Annotated in this window: 14 protein-coding genes; 2 read left to right on the top strand and 12 right to left on the bottom strand. The window is 72.1% G+C overall.

Features of this window, described 5'->3' with window-relative positions; all coding sequences use genetic code 11:
- Positions 1 to 120: 120 nt before the first annotated feature.
- From ABIE19_RS03850 to ABIE19_RS03815, 8 genes are all read right to left on the bottom strand, one after another.
- Positions 121 to 456, bottom strand: a complete 336-nt coding sequence (locus ABIE19_RS03850) for a hypothetical protein (RefSeq protein ID WP_354087804.1) — start codon at positions 454 to 456, stop codon at positions 121 to 123.
- A 15-nt stretch (positions 457 to 471) separates the two neighbouring features.
- A complete protein-coding gene (locus ABIE19_RS03845) occupies positions 472 to 882 on the bottom strand; it encodes a hypothetical protein (protein WP_354087803.1) in 411 nt (136 codons plus the stop codon).
- A 7-nt stretch (positions 883 to 889) separates the two neighbouring features.
- Entirely contained in the window at positions 890 to 1036 is a 147-nt protein-coding gene (locus tag ABIE19_RS03840; protein WP_354087802.1) for a hypothetical protein, read from the bottom strand.
- 257 nt (positions 1037 to 1293) lie between these two features.
- Positions 1294 to 1728 carry an HK97 family phage prohead protease gene (locus ABIE19_RS03835; protein WP_354087801.1) on the bottom strand — a complete coding sequence of 145 codons (435 nt, stop codon included), beginning with the start codon at positions 1726 to 1728 and terminating at the stop codon, positions 1294 to 1296.
- 27 nt (positions 1729 to 1755) lie between these two features.
- Entirely contained in the window at positions 1756 to 1980 is a 225-nt protein-coding gene (locus ABIE19_RS03830) for a hypothetical protein (protein ID WP_354087800.1), read from the bottom strand.
- A 205-nt stretch (positions 1981 to 2185) separates the two neighbouring features.
- The gene (locus ABIE19_RS03825; protein ID WP_354087799.1) at positions 2186 to 3343 is read right to left on the bottom strand and encodes a phage portal protein; all 1158 of its coding nucleotides are present in this window, start codon (positions 3341 to 3343) and stop codon (positions 2186 to 2188) included.
- Between the two features lie 178 nt (positions 3344 to 3521).
- Positions 3522 to 4718: a DNA-packaging protein gene (locus ABIE19_RS03820; RefSeq protein ID WP_354087798.1), complete on the bottom strand. Its 1197-nt coding sequence runs from the start codon at positions 4716 to 4718 to the stop codon at positions 3522 to 3524.
- A complete protein-coding gene (locus ABIE19_RS03815) occupies positions 4660 to 5112 on the bottom strand; it encodes a citrate synthase family protein (RefSeq protein WP_354087796.1) in 453 nt (150 codons plus the stop codon). The genes ABIE19_RS03820 and ABIE19_RS03815 overlap by 59 nt, the downstream gene beginning before the upstream one ends.
- Positions 5113 to 5356: 244 nt before the next feature.
- Here ABIE19_RS03815 and ABIE19_RS03810 point away from each other — a divergent pair, with 244 nt between their 5' ends.
- Positions 5357 to 6736 carry a hypothetical protein gene (locus ABIE19_RS03810; protein ID WP_354087795.1) on the top strand — a complete coding sequence of 460 codons (1380 nt, stop codon included), beginning with the start codon at positions 5357 to 5359 and terminating at the stop codon, positions 6734 to 6736.
- Positions 6733 to 7851, top strand: coding sequence for a DUF2336 domain-containing protein (locus ABIE19_RS03805; protein ID WP_354087794.1), 1119 nt, complete (start codon positions 6733 to 6735; stop codon positions 7849 to 7851). Before ABIE19_RS03810 ends, ABIE19_RS03805 begins: the two co-directional genes overlap by 4 nt.
- 369 nt (positions 7852 to 8220) lie before the next feature.
- Here the strand turns inward: ABIE19_RS03805 and ABIE19_RS03800 are convergent, their stop codons facing one another.
- From ABIE19_RS03800 to ABIE19_RS03785, 4 genes are all read right to left on the bottom strand, one after another.
- Complete coding sequence (locus tag ABIE19_RS03800; RefSeq protein ID WP_354087793.1) at positions 8221 to 10635, bottom strand: hybrid sensor histidine kinase/response regulator; 2415 nt, start codon at positions 10633 to 10635, stop codon at positions 8221 to 8223.
- 36 nt (positions 10636 to 10671) lie between these two features.
- Positions 10672 to 11163 (bottom strand): YcgN family cysteine cluster protein, encoded by a 492-nt coding sequence (locus ABIE19_RS03795; RefSeq protein ID WP_354087792.1) that lies wholly within the window; start codon positions 11161 to 11163, stop codon positions 10672 to 10674.
- 445 nt (positions 11164 to 11608) lie between these two features.
- Positions 11609 to 11947, bottom strand: a complete 339-nt coding sequence (locus tag ABIE19_RS03790; RefSeq protein ID WP_354087791.1) for a DMT family transporter — start codon at positions 11945 to 11947, stop codon at positions 11609 to 11611.
- Positions 11944 to 12540, bottom strand: coding sequence for a TetR/AcrR family transcriptional regulator (locus ABIE19_RS03785; RefSeq protein WP_354087790.1), 597 nt, complete (start codon positions 12538 to 12540; stop codon positions 11944 to 11946). The genes ABIE19_RS03790 and ABIE19_RS03785 overlap by 4 nt, the downstream gene beginning before the upstream one ends.
- Positions 12541 to 12553: the final 13 nt, after the last annotated feature.

The following is a 12553-nucleotide window of genomic DNA, read 5'->3' as shown; positions in this document are numbered from 1 at the left end:
CTGCGGGGGAGGGGGACCGCCGAAGGCGGTGGAGGGGGCGACCACAGCCCAACGTCAGCCCAGCGTCCACCGACGCCAACCTCCGCCCCCTCCCCGCTCCGCAGGGGAAGCGAAGAAACCTCAACCGCCGCGCAACTCCGCCCACACGGCCCTGAGCAGTTGCAGGCCGCGCCAGCTCCGCCAGGCGCCGAAGGGAACCAGGGCCGCCGCGCCCAGCATGCCCGGCCATCCCTCCATCCGGGACAGGCCCCATATCCCCAGCGCCGCCACGGCCGCGCCCCCGACCAGGTTGAGCAGTCCCCCGACGGCCCCCTGCAGCACCAACAGGGCGATCACGCCGTCCAGCATCCTCATCCCCGCCTTGAATCCCAGGGCGTCCGCCAGCACCGCCAGCCCCAGCAGAACCAGGGGCGCGACCGCCGCGAAGATCAGAAAATAGGCGAGGAAGGTCAGCATCGCAGCCGAACCGCTCTAGTCGCTGACGACCGCCCAGGCCACGACCCTGTCGTCTGGCCCGAAGTCCAGCACCAGCCATTCCCGGTCGATCCGGAACAGGCCGCGCTCCATACCCAGTTCATAGACGAAGTCCCAGTCCCCGAAATAGGTCGTCTCCGTCGGCTGGCCCAGCAGGTCGATGATCTCGCCCCGCGTCATCTCCTTCAGCCAGACGTCCCCGATCAGGGCGTTGACCATGTTGACCCGCGTGCCGGTCTCCCTCTCGGCCTTCCACACCTCGGAATTGAACGCCCGCACGGGCAAGTAGCCCGTCATCCACGCGCTCCCCAAGCCCGCGCCCGTGATGAAGATCGCCGTCACGGCGCCCGCCAGCCACAGAGGCGTCATGACCCCCTGCGCCTGGGGCTCGGAAACGGAAGACCTCATGGCCGACCTACGACCTGCTCTTGTTGAACTTCACCAGGCCCAAGCCCACGGCCAGCCCCAGCATCAGACCGATCGCCATATTGCCGATCAGGGCGCCCAGCAGAATTCCCCCGATGACCCCCAAACAGAAGTTCATCCCGTCCTTCTTGCTCATCCGACGCTTCCCTCGACTCGAACCATACGCGCCATCAACAGTCAGCCCGCCCCGCCCGTCAAGGCGACCAACCAAGCTCTACGTCTCTCCCTCCCCCTGCGGGGGAGGGTGGCGCGCAGCGCCGGGCGGGGGCGGCAAGGCGATACGGGCGCCGAACCAGGACCAAACGACATCTCCGCCTCTCCCGGCCCTCCCCGCCCGTCCGGCGCTATGCGCCGGCCACCCTCCCCGAACGGGGAGGGAGATTTCGTTTCGCCTCACGCCGCCGCGTATCGCGCCCAGGGCAGCATCGGAAACGTCACCAGCGACACCTCCCACAACTCCACCTGGCTCAGGACCCTCAGCTTGCCGTCGCGCCGCGACCTTTCCGTGCGGAACCCGATGGACAGGCCGTCCAGGGCGCCCGCCCGCGTCAGGGCGGCGGCGTAGCGGGCCTCGGGCGACCAGGCCTCGATCCGCCCCTCGACCCACAGGCCGCGATCGTCCTCGACCATCCGCTCCCAGACCCCGACCACGGCGCGGCTTTCGTGCTGGTACAGCATCCGCACCCCGCGCGCCCCGGTCCGCGCCAGGCTCCGCGCGAAGACGCCGCGCGCCGTCACGTCCCCGTTCAGGTCGACCCGCCCCCACAGCGAGGCGTAGCCGGAAATCCTCAGCGGCGCCCGCCGCTCTGCCTTTTGCGTCTCAGACATGCTCCGCCTCCCCTCGCGTCCGCCGGATCATCGGCCCTCCAGCCGCGTCTCTATCCGCGCCACGGCCGCCCGCACGGCCTCGCCCTGGGCCTCCAGCCGCGCCAGCCGCTCGGCCACCAGCCTCTGCTCCGCCACCCTCTGCTCCAGGGTCGCGATCCGCGCCGCCGCCCCGCCCGCCCACACCAGCCCCGCCACCGTCTGCACGGCCAGCGCCGCGACCAGCGCCGCCGGCGCCTTCTTCCACTCCGTCATGCTTTTCTCCTCCTCTCCAAACTCCTCCCCCGCCTGCGGGGGAGGGGGACCGCGGAGCGGTGGAGGGGGCGACCACAGTCGCCGACGTCAGCCCAGTTCCCACCACCGCCCCGCCCAAACCCGGATACCTCAGCCCGATCCTTCGCTCCCTCCACCCCGCTGCGCGCGGTCCCCCTCCCCCGCTCCGCAGGGGAGGAGAAGACGCTCACCCCCCGACCCCGGCCATCCGCCGCCGCTCCTCGTCCGTCAGGAAGCCCGCCGCGTTCAGCCGCGCCCACAGGGCGTCCCGCTCGATCTGCAGGGCCGGGACGGCGTCCAGGTCGACCTCGATCCGACAGTCGGGAAAGCGCCCGCCCAGCCAGGCCGTCATCGCCCCCGCCGCCTTGCGCGCCAGCGGAACAACCGTCCCGCGCCAGAAGGCCGCGTTCGCCTCGCGATAGTTGGCGTAGGTGGCGTCCCCCGGAATCCCCAGCAGCTGCGGCGGCACGCCGAAGGCCAGGGCGATCTCCCGCGCCGCCGCGTGCTTGCCGGCGATGAAGTCCATGTCGTGCGGCGTCAGGCTCATGGGCTTCCATTCCAGCCCGCCCTCCAGCAACAGGGGCCGCCCCGCGTTCCCCGCCCCGGCGTGGACCTGGCCCAGCTCCGCCTTCAGCGTCTCGAACTGCTCGGCCGTCAGCCGGTCCCCGTCCTTGGCGCCATAGACCAGGGCCCCGCTGGGCCGCGCCGCATTGTCCAGCAGCGCCTTGTTCCAGGCCCCCGAGGCGTTGTGCACGTCGATGGCGAAGGCCGCCGCCTCCAGCGGCGAAAATCCATAGTGGTCGTCCGTCGGGTGGAACAGCTTCAGGTGCAGCACCGGCGACCAACCGTCGCTCGCGCGCCCGATCCGCACCGACCGCGCCCCCACCGCATACTCATAGGCCTCGGGCCAGCCCGCCCGTCCGGGGATCACCTTCACCCGGTCCGGCCTCAGCGCCCACAACTCGTCCGGCGCGCCGTCCTCGTCGGCGTCCCCCGCCGCCTCGACATAGGCGTTCCCCGCCGTCTGCAGGGCACCGTAGACCGCCTCCATCAGCTCCGCCCCCGACTGCTCGGGATTGGGCCGTTCCAGCAGCCGCGCCAGCGGATGCTCCGCCGTCCGCACGCCCCCCGCCGTCACCACCAGGGGCGCCGAGGCCGCCGCCTCCGCGATCATCCGCACGCAGCGATAGGCCACCGGGTTCTTCCCGAACCCCTCCCGCGCCAGATGGGCGTAGTCGCGCGGCGTCCATCTGGCCCGCCCGCCCGACGTCACCGCGATCAGCGGCCCCGCCCGACTGTCCTTCGCCTCCGGCGCCCCCCGCCCGAACACCCGCCGCCAATCCATCCAGACCTCCCGATGCCTAAAGAACTCCTCCCCCCGTTCACGGGGGAGGGGGACCACGAAGTGGTGGAGGGGGCGACCACAGCCGCCGCCGTTCAGCTTGTGTCCACCGACACCCGCCCGAACCTGGAAACCACAGGCCCGACCCTCGCCCCCTCCACCACGCTCCGCGCGGTCCCCCTCACAGCACCCGCAGTCGGGGCTGGGTCCGGCCGGCCAGCATCAGTTGCGTCAGCGCCCACACCAGGGCGTCCGCCCGGTCGGGGCTGCGCCCGCCGCCGTCGCAGCCCAGGGCCATCATCTCCTCCTCCAGGGCCGGAAAGGCGTCGCAGTGGACGACCCGCCCCTGTTCGTAGAGAGCCGCCACAGGCTCGGCCCGGACCCGCTTGCCGCGCGTTGCGTGGACCAGTTGCGGCTTCAGCGGACAGTCCGCCTGGACCAGCAGGGCCCGCACCATCTCCCCGCCCTGGTTGGCCTCGGCCACCAGCTGGTCGGCCCCGAAATCCCGGACCGTCTCGACCACCCGCCGCGCCCAGCCCATGGGCGACAGTCCCCGCGCCGACCGGTCGGCCAGGACATAGGCCGTCCCGCCCCTGCGTCCCGCCGCCACGATCCCGCAGGCGTCGCCGTGGGCGCTGGCGGGCGGGTCCACCGCCACCACCACCCGATCCAGCCGCGCCGGCCGGCTTCCCCGCGCCCGCGCCAGGTCCTCGGCCCGGAACAGGGCGCCGTCGTCCTCGACGATCAGCCCCTCCAGCTCCTGCGCCTCCATCCGCGTCCCCGCGTACAGCGACCGCAGATGCTCCAGGAAGCCGGGGGCCAGGTTGGCGGCGTTGGCCGCCGTGCTCGCCCGGTCCCGCCTCACCCCCGGTTCGGCCAGCAGCCGCCTCAGTTCCGGAATGGGCCGGGGCGTGGTGGTGATCGTCAGCCGGGGCCGGGGCCCCAGCCGCAACCCGAACCTCAGGTTGGACAGGGTCGCCTCGATGTTTCGCCAGGCGCAGAACTCGTCGGCCCAGGCCGCATGGAACTGCGGTCCCCTCAGCCCGTCCGGGTCCTCCGCCGAATAGGCGTAGGCCTTGCAGCCCGACGGCCAGACCAGCCGCCGCCGTCCCGCCTCCCAACGCGGCCGGTTGTCCCTGGGCGCCTGGGCCTTCAGCCCCGACGGCCCCTCGACCATGACCTCGCGCACGTCGTGGATGGCCGGCCCGACCAGGGCGAAGGTCAGGTCCCCGCCCTTGGCCAGCTCGTTCATCCAGAAGCCCCCGGCGAAGGTCTTGCCCGACCCCCGCCCGCCCAGCAGCACCCAGGTGCGCCAGTCGTCAGGCGGACTGACCTGTTCGTCGCTCAGCCAGGGCGTCGCCTGCAAGGCCGCCTTCAAGGCCGGGCCACGCTCCTCCCTCGGCAGGGATCGCGCCCATTCCCGCAACAAGCGACTTGCGTTCGACGGCTCCGACCAGATGATCGACGCGGGCGAACAGCTCAGTTTCGATCCCGTCCACTTCAGCCTCGGTGAGTTCACGGTCGTCTTCGCTCATCTGATCCTCTTCGCGCGCGGTCTCGCGCGCCTTGCGGGCCGGTCGCCGCATCAGGGCCGTCACGGCCGCCGCCGTCCGGGCGATCGTCCCCGCCAGCCGCGTCCGCCGCTCGATTTCCGCGGGCTCCGTGGGGTATGTGATCTTCGCCATCGCGATGATCGCCTGGTCCACCTCGCCCTTCAGCGTGCGGACGACCGCGGCCGTCCAATCGTCGATTTCATCGGTTTCTTGCGTCATACCCAAAGCATAGGGCGCCGCCGCGCCTAGGCTGGCGAAAAGCCTCCAGAAACTTCCAATCCCAATGAATCCTTGGGATTGGCCCGTCCCGATAGGCGACCCGCGCGAATATTCCCGCACCCCTATCTCCTCCCCCGCTCCGCAGAGGAGGAAAAGAAGCCCCAAACCCGCGTTAGCGCCGGATTAAGCCGTCCGGCGTTAAGGATGGACGCTTGAACCCGTGGTCCGCCTCAGGAGCCCGTCCGTGCGACGTCCGCCCAAATCGCTTCTTCCAGCCGCCGGCGTCCTGGTCGCCGGAGCCCTGGCCGCAGGCGCGCCGGCGACGGCCCAGACCGTCGCCCCCTATGTTCAGACCGCCTCGACCGCCCGGCCCAGCCCGACGGCCGTGGTCATGGCCTCGCGCCGCAACGCCCCCATGATCCCGCACGGCGGCTTCGCCCGCGCCTATCCCCCGGCGGAGGCGGCCGCGCCCGAGGCCCCCGCCCAGGGCCTGACGCCGGCCAGCGCCTGGACGGGGCCGAACGCCCCCGTCTACCAGCCCGCCCCGCCGCCCTATCCCGACGCCCGTCCGGCTCCGCCCTCCTGGGGCGGCCGCGTCCTCAGCCGAGGCCCCGCCCCCGCCGCACCCTGGAACGCCCGGCCGCAGCAGGCCCAGGCCTACGCCCCGCAGGGCCAGGATCAGGCCCCGGATCAAGGCCAGGCCCAGGTCTATTCCTACGTCGACGCCCCCGCCTACGCCCCGCCCCCGGTCGAAGCGCCGGCCGAGGCCCCGACGGCCTATTACGCCGCCGCGCCCCAACCCCCGGCCTACCAGCCGCCCGCGCCGCCGCGCGAGGTCTACAGGGACGCGCCGATCCCGGCCCCGGTGCGCGAACGCGCCGCCCCGCCTCCGCCCGCCTACGCCCCCCCGGTCGTCCAGCCTCCCGTCGAGGCCCCCGCCCCGGCGCCCGCGCCCGCCCGCGTCGCGGACGCGCCCCTGCCCGCGCCGACCCGCAGGGTCGAGCCTCCCGCAGTCGAGGCGCCGCCGCCTCCCCCGCCCGTTCCCACGATCGAGGCCGCCCCCGCACCAGCGGCGGAAGCCGCCCCCGCCCCTGCGGCCGAGGCTGCGCCCGCCTACGATCCCATGGCCCCGCGCCGGGACGCCCCCATCTTCCGCCTGAGAGCCCAGCAGGAGGCCGCTGCGGCCGCCGCCGCCCAGGCGGCCCAGGCGGCCCAGGCCGAGGCCGAGGCCCAGGCGCGCGCCCAGGCCGAAGCCCAGAACCAGGCGCAGAACCAGGCTTCGGGCCAACCGCCCCGCGCCGCCGCACAGGGCGGCCGACGCGCCGCGCCCCAACCCGCCTCTCAGGCCGCCGCCCCCGCGCCGACCCAGCCCCAGCCCTATTCGGCCGCGCCCGTCCCCCCGCAGGAGACGGCCCGCTACTACTCCCTGCACCGTCAGGCGGGTCGTCAGCCGGACGCCGCGCCCCTGCCCGCCCCCACCTATCTGAACGCCCTGCCGGTGGAGCTGGACCAGGCGCCCGCCTCGACCGACCTGGCCGAGCCTCCCGCCGCTCCCAACCTGATCCGCAACCAGGACGGCCGCGTTCGCGCCGCTCCGATGACCGACGATCCCGACATCCTATGAGCGACGGCGCCTCTCCAAAGCGCGTTCCGGTTCCCGCGTCCCGCCTTCCCGAGCTGATCGCCCTGGCCCAGGAGCCGTCCAGCGAAAAGCGCCGCGCCCTGCTGCGCGAACTGTCGGACGCCTTCTTCGGCGTGTCGGAGCGCACCGAGGCCGAGACCGCCCTGTACGGCGCCGTCCTGGGCGACCTGACCCAGGCCATGGACGCCGCCGTCCGCGCCGAACTGGCCGAACGCTTCGCCACGGCCCCGGACGCCCCGGTCCAACTGATCCGCCGCCTAGCCGAGGACGAGGCCGAGGCCGTGGCCGAGCCCGTGCTGCGCGCCTCCCCCGTCCTGACCGAAGCCGACCTGATCCGCGTCATCCGCTCGCGCGGCCAGGGCCACATGCGCGCCGTCAGCCTCCGCGCCGACGTGCCGGAAGCCGTGTCCGACGCCATCGTCGAACGCGGCGACGACCAGACCCTGGGCGTCCTCCTGGGCAACCAGGGCGCCCATCTGTCCCGCGCCGCCTCCGAGGCCGCCGTGGGCCGCGCCCTGGCCAATCCGGCCCTGCACGCCGTGACGGTCGAGCGCGCCGCCCTGCCGCCGGACCTGCTGAACGACATGTATTTCGCGGTCGAGGCCCGGCTGCGCCGTCACATCCTGGCCCAGAACGCCCGCATGGACCCGGTCCTGCTGGAAAGCGCCCTGGCCGCCGGACGCGCCCGCGTCGCCGCCGACGACGGCATCCTGCCGCCCGACCACGCCGAGAGCCTGGCCTATGTGGAGGAGCTGCGGGCCGCCGGTCAGCTGACGCCCGAGATGCTGGCCCGCTTCCTGCGCTCGGGCAGCCGGACGTCCTTCCTGATCGCCCTGTCCCAGCTGGCGGACATCGACTACCACACCGCGCGCCAGATCATCGACCGGCGCGAGCTGGACGCCCTGGCCGTGGTCTGCAAGGCCGCCGACCTCGACCGCGCCCTCTTCCTGACCTACGCCGTGGTCCTGCTGAACACCGAGGACAACGCCATGGGCAAGGCCCGGGCCTACGCCGGCATGTACAACGAACTGTCCCGCGACGCCGCCCTGCGCACCCTCCGCTTCTGGCGCATGCGCCGCGCCGCCCAGGCCGCTTAGAGTCGATCCTTCCTCCCCATTCATGGGGAGGTGGCGCGGACGCGCAGCGGCCGTGACGGAGGGGGCGGCGCCGACGTCAGCCGTCCCAAGCGCTTCAAACATCAACCGCCTCGCCGCCCCCTCCACCACGCTGCGCGCGGTCCCCCTCCCCGCAAGCGGGGAGGAGAAGAAGGGGCGCCCTGACTCCTCCCCCGTTCACGGGGGAGGGGGACCGCCGAAGGTGGTGGAGGGGGCGACCACAGCCGCCGACGTTCAGCTTGTTTCCGCCGAAGCCTGCCCGAACCTGGAAACCCCAGGCCCGACCTTTCGCCCCCTCCACCATGCTCCGCATGGTCCCCCTCCCCCGCTCCGCAGGGGAGGAGAAGCAACTCAGCTGGCCAGGGCCGCCGCTTCGTCAGGGGTCAGCCAGCGGGACAGGGCCTCGACCAGGGCCGGGATCTGGATGGGCTTGGCCAGGTGGCCGTCCATGCCCGCCTCCAGGCAGCGTGCGACCTGGTCGGCCTGGACGTTGGCGGTCAGGGCCAGGATGGGCGTGCGGCGCCCGGTCCCGACCTGCATCCGCCGGATCTCCCGCGTCGCCGTCAGCCCGTCCATGACCGGCATGTGGACGTCCATCAGCACCAGGTCGTAGGCGCCGACCTGCATGGCGTGGACCGCCTCGGCCCCGTCGCAGACCACCTCGATCTCCAGTCCCAGGCCGCGCAGGATGGCGCCGACCAGCTCCCGGTTGCCCGGCGCGTCGTCGGCCATCAGGATGCGCCCGCCCGCCGTGGCGCCCGGCTCGGGCATGGGGGCGTCGCCGGCGTCCAGTTGTCCGACCGTCCCGCCCTGGGCCAGGGGGGTCTCGAACCAGAAGGTCGCCCCCTCGCCGGGCCGGCTCTCGACCCCGATCTCCCCGCCCATGATCTCAATCAGGCGGCGCGAGATGGCCAGGCCCAGTCCCGTCCCGCCGTAGAGCCGCGTGGTCGAGGCGTCGGCCTGGGTGAAGCGCTCGAACAACTGCTCGATCTTCTCGGTCGGGATGCCGATGCCGGTGTCCGTCACCTCGGTCCTCAGGCGCCAGCGTCCATCGCCGTCGGCCCGGCCGCCGACCCTCATGGTCACCCCGCCCTTGCCGGTGAATTTCACGGCGTTGGACAGGAAGTTCAGCATGACCTGGCGCAGCCGCCCGGCGTCCCCCGTCAGGACCTCCGGCGTCTCCGGGTCCACCGTCACCGCCAGCGCCAGCCCCTTGGCCGCGCACTGGGCCTCGACGATGGCCGCCGCCCCCTCCGCCAGCGCCGCGACGGCGAAGGGCTCGGGGTCCATCTCGATCGCATTGGCCTCCAGCTTGGAGTAGTCGAGGATGTCGTTGATCACCCCCAGCAGGGCCTCCGACGCCGTGGCGATCCGCTCGGCGTAGACCCGCTCCGCCTCCGGCAGGGTATCCGACGCCTTCAGCAGGTCGGAGAAGCCGATGACGCTGGTCAGGGGCGTCCGCAGCTCGTGGCTCATGTTGGCCAGGAATTCGCTCTTCACCCGGGCCGCCGCCTCGGCCGTCTCCTTGGCCTCCAGCACCTCGGCCTCCAGGGCCTTGCGCGCCGTGATGTCGCGGATCACCACCACCACGTCGTCCACGTGGCCGTTCTGGTCCGTCAGGGCCTTGAAGGTGCACTCGACCCAGATGACCGTCCCGCTGCGATGGACGGCGCGGTGCTCCAGGCGGCTGGGCGAGCCGGTCTTCACCGCCTCCCCGATGGCCTTCAGCACCAGGTGCCGGTCCTCGGGGTGGACGTAGTCGGTCGACTGCCCGCTCATCTCCTCAAAGGTCCAGCCCAGAAGCTGTTGAATCGCCGGGGAGATATACTTGCTCGACCCGTCCATCTTCACCCGGGTGATGACGTCCCCGGTGTTCTCGGCCAGCAGGCGATAGCGGCGCTCGTTGGTCTGGGCCTGGCGCAGCAGGGACTCGCGGTCCGTCACGTCCTGCAGGACGCCGTACAGGGCCACGACCCGGCCCGTGGCGTCCTTCTCGGCCGCCCCCTCGGCCGCCACGATCCGCTCCGTCCCGTCGCGGCTGATCAGCCGCAGCTTGTAGGCGTAGCGCTCCCCGGTCTTCAGGGCCTGCTCGACCAGGCCGCGCATCTCCTCCCGGTCGTCGGGATGATAGGCGGCGATCACCGTCTCCAGCGTCGGCTGGAACGCGCCCGGCGCCGCGCCGTGGATGCGATAGATCTCGTCCGACCAGGTCACTTCGGCGCCGGCGACCTCATAGCGCCAGCGTCCGACCCCGACCATGGCCTCGGCCAGCCTCAGGGTCTCCAGCCGCGCCGCCTCCTGCCGCGCCGCCTCGTCCTGCTCCAGAAGCTGCCCGGCGACGGCCGCCAGCTCATGCAGCAGGGCCATCTTTTCCGGCTCGGGCGCCGGACGGGTCTTGAAATCCATGACGCCGAAGGCGCCGACCGGCCGGCCGTCGGGCGTGCTGATCGTCACCCCGGCGAAGAAGCGCACCCGGGGGCCGCCGACGACCAGGGGATGGTCCCTTTCCCGGTCCAACGTGTCCTCGACGATCAGCTCGCCGCCCGCCCCCATGTCGACTAGGCGGAAGCTGGCGCTGCCTTCGCGCGGCACGCTGACGCGATCCAGTCCGAGGCTGGACCGAAAGACCGCCTGCTCCGCGTCCAGGACCGCGATCATGGCGGCGGGGGTTCCAAAGAGACTGCAGGCCACGGCGGTCAGCCGGTCGAAAGCGTCCCGCTCCGCACCGTCCTGCTGCGTCTTCGCCTGCGTAACCACGATCGCCATACCCGCCCTTATTCCCCGCCCCAGGGTAATTATTCGTTACGAACCGCCCGGCTTCGACCCGCCTCCCGGCGCGTCGCCGCCCCGCTCCAGCAGCCATTCGGCGGCGATGAAGTCCAGGGCGTCCTCCTCATGCTCCAGCGTCTCTTCGGAGATGGTCTGGCCGCGGATCGAGACCCCCGCCTTATGGACCGTCTCCGGATCGCCCGAGACCAGGGGATGCCACCAGGCCAGGCCCCGCCCCTCATGCACCCGACGATAGCCGCAGGACAGCGGCAGCCAGCCCAGCTGACCGATCTTGCCGGGCGTCAGCCGGATGCAGTCCGGCACGTGCTTCTGTCGGTGGACATAGTCGGTGCAGGCGCAGGTCCCGGAGTCGAACAGCTTGCAGTGGACCTTGGTCGGGATCACCTCGCCGGTGTCCTCGTCCTCGAAGCGGACCAGGCAGCACAGACCGCACCCGTCGCACAGGCTCTCCCACTCGGCCGGAGTCATCTCCTCCAGCCCCTTGCTCTCCCAGAACGGCTTCATCGCCGGGCCTATACCCCCCCAGCACCGCCCTGTCGCCCCAAGAACAAACTCCTCCCCCGCCTGCGGGGGAGGAAAAACCCGCTTCTCTCCTCCCCATTCATGGGGAGGTGGCGCGGACGCGCAGCGGACGTGACGGAGGGGGCGTCGCCGACGCCAGCCGTCCCAGGCGCCATACACTTCAACCGTCCCGCCGCCCCCTCCACCATGCTCCGCATGGTCCCCCTCCCCGCTTGCGGGGAGGAAAAACCCGCCTCCTTCCTCCCCATTCATGGGGAGGTGGCGCGGACGCGCAGCGGACGTGACGGAGGGGGCGGCGCCGACGCCAGCCGTCCCAGGCCCCATAAACACCAACCGTCCCGCCGCCCCCTCCACCATGCTCCGCATGGTCCCCCTCCCCCGCTTCGCAGGGGAGGAGAAGAAATCCCCGCCGGCTAGAGAAGGAAGCTCAGTGCGACACGCTCTTGGAAAACAGGTTGATCACCACCACCCCGCCGACGATCAGGGCCAGGCCCAGGACGGCGGGGCCGTCCAGCTTCTGCTTGAACAGGACCAGGCCGATGATCGAGATCGCCACCACGCCCAGCCCGCTCCAGATGGCGTAGGCCAGGCCCACCGGCATCTGCTTCAGGGCTATGGTCAGCAGGTAGAAGGCCAGGCCGTAGCAGATCGCCAGCCCGGCCGTCGGCCAGGGTCGGGTGAACTGCTGCGACGCCTGCAGCAGGGTGGTCCCCATGACCTCGAAGGCGATGGCGCCCAGCAGGGACGCCCAGGTGATCGGGCTCATTCGACGCCTTCAAGCTCGTTCTGGGCCTCGGTCAGGATGCTGCCCGGCGTCAGCAGGGACAGCAGGGCGCGGCGCTGTTCCGGCGACACCTCATGGGTGCCGAACAGGTCGCTCATCCACAGGCCGTCGGCGATCAGCCGCAGCATCAGGGCGTCGTCCTTGCCCGCCATGTCGGTCGGATCGTCCTCGGCCAGGGTCCGCATCGCCGCCCGCCAGCGCCCGATCAAGGCCGGCTCCACCGCGCAGGTGGCCAGGATGGCCCGCCCGATGCTGACGTCGCGCTCCGTCACCGGCTCGTTGACCGTCGCGCGCAGATAGGCCCTGGCGTTGCGGCCATAGGGGTTGGGGTCGCGCGCCGCCTCGGCCAGGATGGCCGCCGTCATCTCGTTCGCCAGCTGATCGACCACGCCTTCCAGCAGGGCCTGCTTGGTCGGGAAGTGATGCAGCAGGGCGCCCTTGCTGAAGGGCAGGCGCGCCACCACCGCATCCAGGGTCAGCCCCATGGCCCCCTGGTCGGCGGCCACCTCGATGGCCATGTCGATGATCTCTGCGCGGGTGGCTTCCGGCGCGCGGCGGCGTGTCTGTGCGTCCATGACGCTTTACATA

This window comes from Brevundimonas faecalis (genome assembly GCF_040549405.1).
GTDB classification, from domain to species: Bacteria; Pseudomonadota; Alphaproteobacteria; order Caulobacterales; family Caulobacteraceae; genus Brevundimonas; species Brevundimonas faecalis.
Note: the sequence above shows the minus strand (reverse complement) of the source record. Positions and strands in the feature narration are given on the sequence as shown.

Bases quoted from the DNA above. Each gene is read 5' to 3' on its own strand.
- ABIE19_RS03850 (WP_354087804.1), bottom strand. From the start codon at position 456: ATGCTGACCTTCCTCGCCTATTTTCTGATCTTCGCGGCGGTCGCGCCC.
- ABIE19_RS03845 (WP_354087803.1), bottom strand. From the start codon at position 882: ATGAGGTCTTCCGTTTCCGAGCCCCAGGCGCAGGGGGTCATGACGCCT.
- ABIE19_RS03840 (WP_354087802.1), bottom strand. From the start codon at position 1,036: ATGAGCAAGAAGGACGGGATGAACTTCTGTTTGGGGGTCATCGGGGGA.
- ABIE19_RS03835 (WP_354087801.1), bottom strand. From the start codon at position 1,728: ATGTCTGAGACGCAAAAGGCAGAGCGGCGGGCGCCGCTGAGGATTTCC.
- ABIE19_RS03830 (WP_354087800.1), bottom strand. From the start codon at position 1,980: ATGACGGAGTGGAAGAAGGCGCCGGCGGCGCTGGTCGCGGCGCTGGCC.
- ABIE19_RS03825 (WP_354087799.1), bottom strand. From the start codon at position 3,343: ATGGATTGGCGGCGGGTGTTCGGGCGGGGGGCGCCGGAGGCGAAGGAC.
- ABIE19_RS03815 (WP_354087796.1), bottom strand. From the start codon at position 5,112: ATGACGCAAGAAACCGATGAAATCGACGATTGGACGGCCGCGGTCGTC.
- ABIE19_RS03805 (WP_354087794.1), top strand. From the start codon at position 6,733: ATGAGCGACGGCGCCTCTCCAAAGCGCGTTCCGGTTCCCGCGTCCCGC.
- ABIE19_RS03800 (WP_354087793.1), bottom strand. From the start codon at position 10,635: ATGGCGATCGTGGTTACGCAGGCGAAGACGCAGCAGGACGGTGCGGAG.
- ABIE19_RS03795 (WP_354087792.1), bottom strand. From the start codon at position 11,163: ATGAAGCCGTTCTGGGAGAGCAAGGGGCTGGAGGAGATGACTCCGGCC.
- ABIE19_RS03790 (WP_354087791.1), bottom strand. From the start codon at position 11,947: ATGAGCCCGATCACCTGGGCGTCCCTGCTGGGCGCCATCGCCTTCGAG.
- ABIE19_RS03785 (WP_354087790.1), bottom strand. From the start codon at position 12,540: ATGGACGCACAGACACGCCGCCGCGCGCCGGAAGCCACCCGCGCAGAG.